This window comes from Skermania sp. ID1734 (assembly GCF_007489285.1).
GTDB lineage: Bacteria > Actinomycetota > Actinomycetes > Mycobacteriales > Mycobacteriaceae > ID1734.
The window spans coordinates 98,080-110,648 of sequence record NZ_VLIY01000017.1 but is presented as its reverse complement, the minus strand read 5'-3'; the positions used below and the strand labels follow the sequence as shown (position 1 = coordinate 110,648).

The following is a 12,569-nucleotide window of genomic DNA, read 5'->3' as shown; positions in this document are numbered from 1 at the left end:
AGCACCGCGACCGGCACATCCAACGGGTCCGGCAGGAACGTTCCCAACCAGCGCACCGTCACCAGTTGTAGGCCGTACCCGAGTTTCGAATAGTCACTGCGGCGCCGACTGATCAGCTCCAGATCGGCGTCATCCAGAAAGGCGAATCGGTCCAGGTCCTCACGGGTCGGAATCCCGGTGAACCGCCCAAACGCCCGCGCCTGTTCATCGGATAGGAACTCCACCGGCACAGCCGCACACCGTACGCCCAGCAATCAGGTCCTGGCGTGACTTTTCGTTCCGTTGTTCCTCACGGGCCGCGATACGGTGTTATCGCTTTTCTTGAGCATGCCCATCACGAAGACGTTGGGGTTGTCCCAGCCTTCCCGAAGGGCGGAGTGGGAAAAGATGAAGCGAACCGGCTCGGCCAGCGATAACAACCGCTCCTTGTCCTTGAGGATCAGGTCGTAGGCGTCGACGTCCTTGGATTGGCCCTTTTCGTCACCTGTCGTGTGCACTGGCCCGTCGACCGCATGCCTGGTCTTCTTGTCGATCGAGAAGTAGCCCTCGTGCACGGCATGCACGTTGTCGCGGCGAAGATACGCCCGGTATGCCGCGGATGCGACGTCGAACTCGAGCTCGCCGAGAGTCTCATCGACGATCGCGGCGTACTCCTCCTCGAAGGTCCGGGCATAGTCGCCGAGCGTGTCCTCGCGGTCGTAATCGCGGTACTTCGCCACCTCGTCAATGAAGAACAGCGATAGCACCTTAACGCCTTGGGTGAACAGCTCCCGTTCCTTATCGAGGTGCGCCCGAATCACCTCACGGATCTGAATGCGGCGCTTGGCTTCTTCGGTGACGTCACGGTCAGAGAGCTGTCCAGCGATGACGACATCACCGTTGCTGAGTTCGATGACGTCGCGGTTGGCGTCGATGTCGGTGATGAAGAGGCCCTTGTACGCCTCGATGCCATTGGAGATGTCATGGAGGTTGGTACGCACATCAAGGCGCTTAACCTGGCGCGCGATCGGCCCACCTTTGGTCTGTACCTCGATCTCCACGCGGGCCCGCGGTTTTGCGCCCTTGGCGATCTCGATGGCATCGAGGTACAGGTAAGCCGTCGTGCCGGCCAATCCCTTCACAGTGATGCCTCGCACCGCAATCTTCTTGACCAACTTCTGGTTGTAGGCATCGAGCGCGTCGAGGCGGTGAACTTTGGTGTGCTCGACCTTGTGAGTTGCCGAGTAGCGCAGCACCATGAGTGCATTGAATCGCGACAGTGCTTCCAATGACTTTGGTGCACTGATCTTTTGCGGTTCGTCGATGATCACGATGGGACGGTTTGCGCTGATGACATCGATGGGACGCCGCGACTGGAAGTCGTCGAGTTCGTCGTAGATGCGGCGGTTATCCTTGCTCGTCGAATTGAACGCCTGAATGTTGATGATCATCACCTGCACCCCGGCGTCCGAGCTGAACCGCTCCAACTCATGCAGCTGGGCAGAGTTGTAGATGAACGACCGAGGCTTACTGCCGTACGTCTGCTGGAAGTGCTCGGCCGTCAAATCGATTGACTTCTTCACCCCCTCGCGAATTGCGACCGACGGGACGACGATGATGAATTTCGACCAGCCGTACCGCTTGTGCAGTTCCATGATCGTTTTGATGTAGACGTAGGTCTTACCGGTACCGGTTTCCATCTCGACGTCGAGATTAGGAGCACCCGGAGCGGCTTTGCTGTCCACCAGCTTGTCCGACAGCGGCAGGTTTCGCGACCGTTGAACGTGCTGAACGTTCTCTAGCCGCTGCGTTGGTGTCAACGCGATCTCGGCATTTCGCAGACCCGAGTCCGAAGTCGCACTCGGGTCAAAAAGCATCGGAGCCGTGGCCGGCTTCGCCCTGCCCGGATCGATCCGATAGGAAACACCATCATGTTTCGGCTGTCCGGCGAAGACCTCGACAACCGCGTCCACGGCATCGGTCTGATACTGCTGAATCTTGAACTGAAGCTTCATCAGTGTCAGATGGCCTTCACATCCGTCGCCGGGGAGATCTCATGGAAGATCTGTTCCGCATTGATCCGAGCGTCGTCGGAGGCGAAACCGGAGTCGCGGAATACCGCCCGCAGCGGCTCACGCTTCGCGATCGCCCGCACCAGCTCCGGGCTCACTTCCGAATCGAAACAGGCGACGAGAGCGTCGTCCTCGACGAGGTAGACCTCATGGCCCTCGAGCTTCTCCACGCTGATGGGCATCGTCAGTTCGAGACCCCAGTCGAGCAACACCTGGAACAGCAGATCCTCACCCGAGCGGTCCGGCTTCACGCTGTCCCCTAAGCCGGAAAGGGTCTGTTGCTCAGTCTCGTCGGGAGTACGCAGCACGTCCGTCAAGTTTGTTGTGTCCACCTTGAGAACTCGAAACCCTGGAGCGACAGAGTCCGCGAGAATCCCGGCCTCGTCGACGAGCTTGGCCCCCGCCCGCCGCAGTCGTTCCTTCGCTACTTCCGCAATCGTCGTGTATCCGGCCTGGGCTGCACCTGAGCTCTCTGCCACCGATTCATCAAGCTGAACCAGGATGAAACGCCGGTGTCCCCCATCGAGGGCATTCAGCGCCATCACCGCGTGCCCTGTGGAACCGGAACCTCCAAAGAAGTCGAGGACCATAGCGTCCTTCTTGCCTTGAGTTACGGCGTTAATCCACTTGCACAGCACGCCGATGTCCTTGGGGTTGTCAAAGACGTCGGCGCCCATCAGATCGATCAAAGCTCCCGTCGCACTCGCACGCTCCTGTACGACGAGCGAACGAATCGCCTGATCTTCCTGCTCGTCCAGATACATCTTGCGGCGCGGTGTCGTCGTCTCGTCAGGACCGAAGATGATTCGTCCTTCTGCCAGCATCTGATCCATCGTTTCCCGCGAGTAGCGCCAGCCATTCTCGTGCATCGGAACAGGCCGTCCTGTAACTGGATGGAGTAGCTCGTACTGGAGATTCGCCCGGGGGTTCGGACTCGCGAGTGGTCCACGGAGGAATGCGCGACCAGATTCATCGATCTCGGTGTACGACTGGAGCCCCTTTTCAGTCTCCGGCTTGGACTTCCACCACTCACGCAGAATTGCCGTAGCCCTCGCAGCGTCCTCGCCCGAACGCGCCCACGCATCACGCACTGCCGCGACGACCAGCCCATAGCCGCTTTTCGGTTCCTTCCAGCGCACGTCGTCGGCAATTAGTCGATTCCGGTCACGACCGTAGACGAGCATGTAGTCCAAGCCGCCCCCAGCAAAGCGCGCGTCATTCTTCGCTCGGCCCTGCCAAACGATATTCGCGAGGAAGTTCTGAGCGCCAAAGACCTGATCGAGTAATTGCTTGAGCCCAGAGTGCTCACGATCATCGATCGCGGCGATGAGCACGCCAGTCTCCGAAAGTAGGTTGCGCGCCAGCTTCAATCGGGGATACATCATGCTCAGCCAGTCGGAGTGAAATCTCCCGTTCGCTTCGGTATTCGCGACTAGCCGAGCCCCGCGCCCATCCACTTGGCCCGAGCGCAGCAGATACTCGGCCGCCGTCTCAGCGAAGTCGTCGGCGTAGACCCAATCAGCGCCGGAGTTGTAGGGCGGATCAACGTAGATCACATCCGCTCTTCCGAGATACGACTCCTGGAGGAGTTTGAGCGCATCGAGGCTATCGCCCTCAATGAACAGGTTATGCGCATCGTCGAAGTCGACCGACTCCTCACGCGCGGGCCGAAGAGTCTTCGCAATGGGTGCGTTAGCGATGAACAACGCTGCGCGCTTGCCGGGCCAGTCGAGTTGGTAACGTTCCTGCGGGCCTTCGACAACATGATCTGACAGTTCCTGGCGCAGCAGGTCGAAGTCGACGGCCTTCTTGGGATTCCCCTCGGCGTCGAGCTTCTCGGTGATGACGTTGGGGAACAGCTCGGCGAGCTTGTCAATATTGGCCTCGGTCATGTCGGGCGATGTCATGCGAAGTTTCTCCACCTGCTACCTCTGCTGTTCCAGTTCTGCTTGCTTCGTTTTCAGGGCGCGCCGAAGCTCCACCTTGCGGTTGAGTTGCGGCTCGGCGCGGAGTTTGCGCTCAAGGGAGGCGACCTCGCGTTCGAGCTTGCGCACGGCCTGGAGTCTGGCAGCAACGTCTGACAATTCCTCTCCTGGCCGTGCTGATACCGGGGTCAGCGGCGTAAGGAGTGCGGTGTACAGGGACGGCAGGCTGATCGCTGTGGGTAGTGGCTGTCGCTCTGCGTCCTGGGGTTGCCAGTCGGTCGTGTAGTAGGCGCCGAGCTTCGGCGTAGCGGGGCCGGCCTGTTTGTGCGATGCAGCCATCCGGACTCGCTGGTCGTCGCCTTCGCCCGTGACTATCTCGAAGATGATGGGGGTCTTGACCGCTTTGTCGATGGCGGCGAGCACGGACTCGCCAACATCGTCGCCCTTTGTATCGATCTGGAAGACTTGGATTTCGGGGACGTCTGCGTTGCCGGGCAGGTTGATGGTGGATTGGGCGAGCTTGTAGGCCCAGGTGATGCGCTGGACCTCGGTGACGAATTTGTCACGCACCGCACTGGGGACGGTGCCGTGTTCGTAGAACTTGGTCTTCGGGACGGTACGACCGAATTTGGCGGCGACGGGCCAGCGGTAGAGCAGGGCCGTCATGTGGTTCCTTCGGTGGTGTCGACGATCGCGATGAATGCGGTGAGTTCGAAGTCGTCGAGGCCGGCGATTGCCTGGGTGAGCGCGGTCGTGTGTCCTCCGCTGAAGAGGCTGTCGATGTCGCGTTCTTCGGTGACGTCGATCATGGATCGGATTGCTGCGGTGAGCAATTCGGAGTACTTGCCCATCTCTGCACCTTCGTGCGTGGCCGCGTTGAAGACGCGGGTGACCTCGGTGACGGGTTCCTCATGGGGCCGGCATCCTGTGCGAATCAGGTCGAGCAGGTGTTTGGCCTCTGTGTGGTCGGCGATGACGTTGCCGTTGTCGTCGAGGTAGACCAGGTAGTGCGGGTGAAGCCGGTTGCCCCGATTGATGTTCTCGTTGGCGTCGACGTTGCGCAGCGCGAACAGCACACCGGGGTGGAGGCCTCTTGAGGGGTCTGCGGGGAGCACGGCGTGAAGTCCCTTCGGCGCGGTGGCCAGATCGCCGGACTCCTTGAGGTATCCCAGCAGGTCCATGCGGAAGTCGTTGAGACCGAGATCGGTGATGGACACACCGGTGCGGACATCTTCGAGTTCGATGACTTCGTCTTGGAGTTTGCGGAGCTGCTCCTTCCGGAACGCGGCATCGCTGCCTTCAAGGGTGAGGACATTGTCGTCGGCGGTGCCGGCGAGGTCGGCGATGACCATGCGGTTCTCGACGCGTTCCTTTAGGTTGATGTATTCGTCGAGGGAGATGTCGGGCCAGAAGTTCACGAGCTGGATCTGGGCGTTGGTCGAGCCGATGCGGTCGATGCGGCCGAATCGTTGGATGATCCGTACCGGGTTCCAATGAATGTCGTAGTTGACGAGATAGTCACAGTCCTGGAGGTTTTGGCCTTCGCTGATGACGTCGGTGCCGATCAGCACATCGAGTTCGCCGGTGTCTTTGGGCATGGTGAGGTGGCGTTGTTTGGACTTCGGCGAGAACAACGTCAGGACCTGCTGGAAGTCGTAGCCGGTCCCCAGCGTTGTTTTCGCGGCGTGGGCGCCGCCAGTGACGAGCGCGGTGTGTAACCCGGAGTCGCTCAATGCCGGCGCGAGCTGTTTGTAGAGGTACTCGGCGGTGTCGGCGAACGCCGAGAAGATCAGTGCCTTGCGATTCAACGGGTTGAGGGGGTTGGCGGCCTTGTCCTCGATGAGTCGTTTGAGCTCCCGCAGCTTGAGGTCGTGATCCGGTGTGACCCTGCGCATCTCGTCGAGTAATTCACGGAGGGTCTCGCGGTCGTTCCAGAGATCGCGCTGCCAGGATTCTACGTCGATGTCGTCGAGGTCGATCTTTATCTTCTCGCCAAACGAGAGGGCCTCGACGTTGGCGTCATCCTCGTCGTCGACATCGAGGTCCAGGCCGGAGAAATCGACGCTGAGGTCGTTCAAGGATCCCGTTCTTGACTTGAGCCGGATCAGAGTGTTGTCGACTGCCCCTTCAATTTTGGCGAGGGTGAGCCGGAACGCCTCGACCGAACTCTCCAAACGCTTGAGCAGGTTGACCGTCATGAGCTTTTTCAAGCCCTGCTCACGGCCGAGCTGCCCGATATTGGAGCGCGCAGTGCCGCCCTTGACGTTGTAGAGATCTTCGTACTTACCGATCCGGCTTGGGAATACGTAGGCCAGCGGCGTGTAGACCGCCAGGGTGAGCACCTGAAGCTGTCCGAAGATTTCGTTGAATGCGGGCACATCGGGGAGGTCGGAGAGCGGCTCACGAATCGACCGCGGCGGGAGCCGTTGTGGGAAAGTGCCGATCTCGGTGGTGTCGTAGAACGCCTGAATGTGCTTGCGGGACCGTGCGATGGTGACCGAGTCGAGCAGTTCGAAGAAGTCGAAGTCGAGCATCTGCAAGATACGGTCGGTGGTGCGCGCCTCGGGGTCGAGCTTGGACCACTCGTTGAAGACGCGCTGCGCGTCGCTGAACACTTTCTCGACCGTCGTCGAGATGTTGAGATGCTGGCTTAGGTTCTCCGACCTTCCTTCGTAGGCAAGCTGGAGTTGGTTCTTCAGGTCGTTGAAGCGGTTGTTGACCGGTGTGGCCGACAGCATCAGCACTTTGGTCTTCACGCCCTCGCGGATGACTTGACGCATCAGCCGCTGGTAGCGCGACTCTTTTTCTTCTGCGTAGTCGGCGTTGCGGAAGTTGTGGGACTCGTCGATAACGACGAGGTCGTAGTTGCCCCAATTGATTCGGTCGAGCCGCAGCCCCAACGATTCACCTCTGGTGCGGGAAAGATCGGTGTGAGCAAGGACGTCGTAGTTGAACCGGTCGCGAGCGAAAATATTGGTGGTCAGATTGGCGTTGTAGTTGGTCCAGTTCTCCGCAAGCTTCTTCGGTGCAAGCACCAGGACAGACTTGTTGCGCAGCTCGTAGTACTTGATCACTGCAAGCGCGGTGAAGGTCTTCCCGAGTCCCACGCTGTCAGCGAGGATGCAGCCGTTGTAGGTCTCCAGTTTGTTGATGATTCCCGTCGCCGCGTCCCGCTGGAAGTTGTACAGGCTCTGCCAGACCTGCGTTTCCTGGTAGCCGGTGCGATCATTCGGCAGGACGTCCTCGCTGACGTCTTCGAGAAACTCCGAGAACAGGTTGTACAGGATCAGGAAATAGATTCGCGCCGGTGAGTTTTCGGCGTACACGCTCGCGATGTGGTCGTACACCGCTTGGGTGACATCTTCGAGCTGCGTGGGGTTGTTCCAGATCTGATCGAACAGGGCGGCGTATTGCCGTGCCATGGGAGCTTCGTCGAGCTTGGTCACGACGTTCGACACCGCGTTCCCACGCTCGTAACCAAGGTCGGCAGACGTGAACCCCTGGATCGGCTGGTAGGCGACCTTGTCATCCACAACGGCGAACTGCTGCATCGGTGCACCAGTCCGGTTCGACCGGAAGCGAACCTTTCGGCGCACCCACTCCGCACATTCACGCGCGATAGCCCGCTGCGTCAGCTTGTTGCGCAGACGGATCTCGAACTGAGAACCGTAGAGCGACGACTCCCCGTTGGACCCCGGCGGAATGAAGAACTGTCGGCGTTCCTTGGGCAGCTGATCGGTAGCCGCCGCGGCGACAAACGACGGCGAGGTGAAGACGAACTCGAGCTCTTCGACTCGCTCCAACTCCTTGCGCAGCGCCTCAAACGCGAAGATGGAAAATGTCGATGCAGCGATACGCAGCTTCGACCCAACCTGCACCTCAGCCTTGAGATCGTCGCCGAGGAGATCGTTGACGTTGTCGATGATGTGCACGTTCAGTCCTCCGCGGCCGTAGCCCCGTTACGACGAACCCAATCGTCGACCTCGGCTGCCTGGAACTTCCACAGGCGCCCCAGCTTGTGAGCCGGCATGCCCTTCTCGGCGATCCAGGCGTACACGGTGTCCTTGGTGACGCCAAGGTGGGTAGCAATGTCGTCGGCTGACAGCCACGGCTCGGGCACGGGCGAACCTCCTGGCTGACAGCTAATCGACACCTCGGTGCATGGGCGAGATGAGCTTATCGGGAAGAGAGCCATTTGGACCGGTTTTGACCGGGTATAGCGGGTGAAGCCCGTTGCGCGCCGGGCTTGGGTTGGCGAACGCCGGCGAGGAGACGGAGGAGAAGTGGGCAGTCGTTATCGTCGGTCCAGCAGAACGCTGAGGTTGGCCGATAATCACCTTCGTCTGCGTGCTGCACGGTCCCGTATAGGCGTGACGGTGCCAATCGGAGTCTCGCCCCGACTGGCCTGAAGCTGTGCGTTGAGCTCTGCGATCACGGTGACGGCGGCCCGGTTTCTGCGTTCGAGGTCGCTGTTGTGTTCGCGCAGCCTCGCGACGCTCTTCTTGAGTTCAGTGACCGTGGCCTGTAGTCCAACGAGCTCGGCGTCACGAGGAGCGGGTTCCTTGCCGACGCTGGCGTTCCAGTCTGCGATTACCTCAGTGGCACGGTTCATGGTTGCGCGGCTGACGCCGGCTTCGATGTGCAAGTTGGCTTTCGTGAGCCGGCCGTCGGTCCGATTGGACTTGCCCGCCAGCAGGCGCTCCATTGCGTCGCGGAGCTTCTTCTCGGTTGCCGGACTGACGCTGGTCACTTCGGCTCCTGGTGGGTGATTTTGCGGACGTCGGCGAGCTGGGTTTCGAGGCGCTGGCGGTGGACGGGTGCCATTCTCTTGTCCTTGAGCTTGTCGACGAGGTCGGATTCCTCGCGCAGCCAGATGGGCAGGTGTTGGTCGGTGATGACCGAGTTTCGGCAGGTGGCGGGTTGACACATGCTCGGGATCGGGCCGCCGGCTTTCACGGCTGCGGATGCGCCTTCCAGGCATAGCGCTTTGGCGGGGTCACCGAGGCAGTGGTTGAGGGTGCCGAGTCGGATGGTGGCGAATTCGTCGCGTAGCAGGGCTCGGAGCATGCGTTCGTTGCCGATGGCGACGGTGGTCTTGGCGCGGTCGGTGATGTCGGCGAGGCCGTTGGCGAAGGTTGTTGCGCCGGGGCCGCGCAGAGCGTGGTCGCCTTGGGCGTGACGTGCCCAGTCAGCGACGAGTTCCCCGGCGGCCGCTTCCTTGGCGTGGTGTTCGAATTCTTTGGCCCATTCAGGCGTGGGCGCCGCGTATCCACTCGTTGTGGCGTTGGCAAGTGCGCGAACGGCATTGTGTTTGAGCGTGATTCCTAACGCGATTTCGCCGTCGGGCTCGTTGGCGGTGATCACGGCCATGGTGCGGCGAAACATGTGAGGCGCCAGCGGAGTCGCGGGAATGCGCTCCAAACCGTTCTGGGGTGAATGGTCGTTGACCCACGCGACGAACGATCGGATCTGTTCGTATTGGTCGAATCCTGTCAAGTCGCGGTGCACGCTTTCGCGCACAGCGCCGAAGAGTCGGTTCTCGTCGAGGGTGATTTGTTCAGCGACTTTTAACGCCGTCACGACTGGTTCGCTTACCCACCAGCGTTGTGGTGTTCCACCGTGTGGTTGCATCTTGTGCAGTGTGCTGGTGACGGCGGGGGCGCCGTAATGTGTTCCGATGGCCCCGGTGGCGAGGCTTTGAACTTCGCTGTCACGCATCATCGTCATGATCGCGACGAAAATGTATGCGGCGTTGCGCAGTTGGGTGAGTTCCTTGCTGACGATGATGCGGTCGAAGCCGCTTATCCAGGGTCCGTGTGTGCTGTCGGGCCGTTCAACAGCCGCGGGTTGGACCGAGCTGTAGCCGTATCGAGTGGGCACGCCTTGGCCGATCGCCTGACGGACGCGAAGTTGCCGAGCAGGTCCGCGGTTGCCGTAGAAGTTGGTGCCGCTCAATCCAGGTGTCGTGCAGAGACCCAGGCCGTCCCAGTTGATGTCTCCCGCCCGTGCGCGTCCCAAGGTGTAGATGTGCAGGGGAACAAAGGCTTCAGGTGATGACAGCCAGGCGTCAAGCGCGTCGTCGATATCCCGTGTTGAGGGACGGACCTCCCGATACTTGGGCCCACGCGTATCGAGGAGCGTAATTTCATCGCGAGCAGCAGTGATGTCGGCGGCGAAAGTGTCGATGTAGGTCCAGCAGGCGCGTACCAGTGGCCAGAAGGTCTCCGGCGGGATGACGGGCGTCTTGACTTCGCCGCTGGATCTCGCAGCCCACGGGCTGACCTGGACGGAGAGTCCGCCGTTGGGCAGGAGTCCCCGGAAATCACCGAGGTGGCGCAGGAGGTCGTTGGCGCTACGGCCGGCAGAGAAGGATCGAGCCTTTCGCGAGGCGAGGTAGGCCTCACCGTCAGCGTGAGTCCATGCTGAAAGCTCCTCGCTGAGTCCGGCCGTGGCGGCCCATTCCGCGAGGTATCTCAATTCGGTGAGGACATGTCGGATCGACTTCAATTTGTAGGGCCGATTGGAGCGATAGATTCCGGCTTGTCTGACAACGGGGTGGACCGGTTGCAGCATGGCCATCGCGAGGGTCTTGGCGACCGGCACCCACCCGTCGGGATACACATCGAAACGCAAATGTGCCTGTGCAGCATTGAGGTTCGGTGCGAGACCGCTAGCGGTGAGATCCCAGCGCGGGAGGTCCCCGAATCGGGGGTCAGGCCCGTCGGTCACGCGGCGGTCAGCAGGTAACACTGGCTCGTCGGGGTCGAAGCCTGTCAGTGCCGGCCAAGTCTGCGGCTGGGGTGGATTGGTCATTGTTCGGCCCTTTGTCCAAGCGGGCGGTGCAGATGGATGTCCGCCTGGCGGGCAGCCTCGATCTGCTCGGGTAAGAACTCGGCGACGATGGCGTCGATGTTGACTCTCTGCTGGCCGTAGATCTCGCTGAACACCCTCGGTGGCGTGTTGTTCTCGATGGCGTCCAGTGCCTCTCGGTAGGCGATCAGGCGCGGCAGGTGATCGCGGAACACGATGGCGTTACGGCATTGCAAGCACATCGACGGTGAGGCATGGCATAGCGAGCCCTGATCCATGAACGGTGCGTCATAGGGATCTCGGCAAGCAGCGATCGTCAGTTCCTGCTCAGGGGGCGTCTCCGCGGCGACGGTGGCGGCAATTTCGGCGAGCTCGGGATCTGTCGGTGATTCGGCGACCTCGGCTGCCGTCGCGGCCACGAATGTTGGTCCCTGTGAGGCGCGTTGCAGGACCTTCTGCTGCGCACGCAGCACCGTCTGGGCGGCGATCGTGTGAACGGTCGTGGTTTGCGCGTAGTGGTCGCGGAAGACCTCGACGGTGTGGTCGTCGCCGGCAGCGCCGGCGAGGGTGCCCAGCAGAGCCGCGCGTGCGCTCTTGACCGTCTTACGGAGCCGGCGCATGTCGTGGGGTTGGCTGATCGAGAGGCTGTGGCGCTCAATCAGATTCTTCAGCGTGTTGAGTTTTCCGAAGTGGTGCTCCCGGATCACGTAATGGGGATACTCGTGGTCGAGCCGATCACGGACAGACCGGCATCCGGTCACCCAGAACAGCGGTTGATCCGGCGTCAGCGCGTGGGCGTGGCGCATGGCATGGGCAGCTCGCCGCAGAAGGTCGCCGGCCTTCCACCCCCACGGCTGGTCCCGCGGCGAGGCCAGAGTGTGCCATCGGATCCGTTGGGCACGCGCCTTTGTCGCCCGAACCCGCACGGACTCCACGCCGAACTCGATGTCCTCGCGGCAGAGTCGAGCGCTCTCTTCGGGCGACCATCCGGTCTGCAGATGCAGTAACACCCGGATGGCCAGGAGGTACTCGGCATCGGGAGCCAGGAATGCGCCGACGGCTGTCAGCAGTGGTGGGGCCTTGATTCGCGCGGCGGCGCGCCAGACTCCGGACATGCGGTCGATCTCTAGCGGATCCAGTTGGCGTCGTGATCCGGCGAGATGGATGTGGAACTCATCCTTATAGGGCACGTTGCGTAAAGCCCACAGCACGTTCTCCACGCTGTTCCACCCGTGGATCCGCGGATCGTGGCCGCCGCGAAGTAGGGCGTCGCCGCGCGTCAGACGGTCCTCTGTGTCGCGCACGATCTGCCGGCAGGTCTGCTCGAGTTGGAGGCGCTCGTCGTTGCTGAATTCGTCGAGAGGGAGTTCCTGCCATGGCCGTCCGTCTAACACCTGGCCGTTCGCCCAGTCCGCCAGCACACCTCCGGGGATCCCGTTGGACTGCAGGTAGCGGGCGACCTGATTGCGAAGTTCCATGCCCAGGTCTTTGGCTCGGACGCTGGGCGGGGGGAACTCGGCGACCATCGCCGATTCCCAATCATGTAGCCGCCGGGCCACGTCCGCGCCGTCGCCGGACAATGTCAGGAATCTGTCCGCGTCGGCGGTAAGGAAGTTCCCGACACTACGAACCACGCTGGATTGGCGGGACACTGTGCCAGGTGATAGCGATGCGGTCTCGGCGCATTCCTTCCATGCGTCAGCCAGTTCAGCCACGAGCCTTGTCGCTACATACCGGCGTGGATCAATTCGAGATTGTTTCAGCGGACCACCCGGCGGAAACG

At 61.3% G+C, this 12,569-nt stretch carries 8 protein-coding genes and 1 pseudogene; all 9 read right to left on the bottom strand.

All coding sequences use genetic code 11. The features are described 5' to 3' along the window. Positions 1-230 (bottom strand): DUF4158 domain-containing protein (locus FOS14_RS19975; RefSeq protein ID WP_185981854.1); only part of this gene is annotated, 230 nt, incomplete at its 3' end. Positions 231-296: 66 nt separating this feature from the next. Beyond that, positions 297-1,994 (bottom strand): annotated as a pseudogene (locus tag FOS14_RS19970) (DEAD/DEAH box helicase family protein); the annotation flags it as partial. A gap of 5 nt (positions 1,995-1,999) precedes the next feature. Beyond that, positions 2,000-3,958, bottom strand: a complete 1,959-nt coding sequence (locus FOS14_RS19965) for a site-specific DNA-methyltransferase (protein ID WP_143772581.1) — start codon at positions 3,956-3,958, stop codon at positions 2,000-2,002. A gap of 18 nt (positions 3,959-3,976) precedes the next feature. Next, positions 3,977-4,642 carry a DUF4391 domain-containing protein gene (locus FOS14_RS19960; protein ID WP_143772580.1) on the bottom strand — a complete coding sequence of 222 codons (666 nt, stop codon included), beginning with the start codon at positions 4,640-4,642 and terminating at the stop codon, positions 3,977-3,979. Then, a complete protein-coding gene (locus FOS14_RS19955) occupies positions 4,639-7,908 on the bottom strand; it encodes a helicase-related protein (RefSeq protein WP_143772579.1) in 3,270 nt (1,089 codons plus the stop codon). Before FOS14_RS19955 ends, FOS14_RS19960 begins: the two co-directional genes overlap by 4 nt. A gap of 2 nt (positions 7,909-7,910) precedes the next feature. After that, entirely contained in the window at positions 7,911-8,096 is a 186-nt protein-coding gene (locus FOS14_RS19950; protein WP_052525842.1) for a helix-turn-helix domain-containing protein, read from the bottom strand. A gap of 213 nt (positions 8,097-8,309) precedes the next feature. Beyond that, complete coding sequence (locus FOS14_RS19945) at positions 8,310-8,726, bottom strand: hypothetical protein (RefSeq protein WP_143772578.1); 417 nt, start codon at positions 8,724-8,726, stop codon at positions 8,310-8,312. Next, positions 8,723-10,789 (bottom strand): hypothetical protein, encoded by a 2,067-nt coding sequence (locus FOS14_RS19940; protein ID WP_143772577.1) that lies wholly within the window; start codon positions 10,787-10,789, stop codon positions 8,723-8,725. The genes FOS14_RS19945 and FOS14_RS19940 overlap by 4 nt, the downstream gene beginning before the upstream one ends. Further along, a complete protein-coding gene (locus tag FOS14_RS19935; RefSeq protein ID WP_143772576.1) occupies positions 10,786-12,501 on the bottom strand; it encodes a hypothetical protein in 1,716 nt (571 codons plus the stop codon). The genes FOS14_RS19940 and FOS14_RS19935 overlap by 4 nt, the downstream gene beginning before the upstream one ends. Between the last annotated feature and the right edge of the window lie 68 nt (positions 12,502-12,569).

Coding starts and splice junctions, on each gene's coding strand:
- FOS14_RS19965 (WP_143772581.1), bottom strand. CDS start 3,958: ATGACATCGCCCGACATGACCGAGGCCAATATTGACAAGCTCGCCGAG.
- FOS14_RS19960 (WP_143772580.1), bottom strand. CDS start 4,642: ATGACGGCCCTGCTCTACCGCTGGCCCGTCGCCGCCAAATTCGGTCGT.
- FOS14_RS19940 (WP_143772577.1), bottom strand. CDS start 10,789: ATGACCAATCCACCCCAGCCGCAGACTTGGCCGGCACTGACAGGCTTC.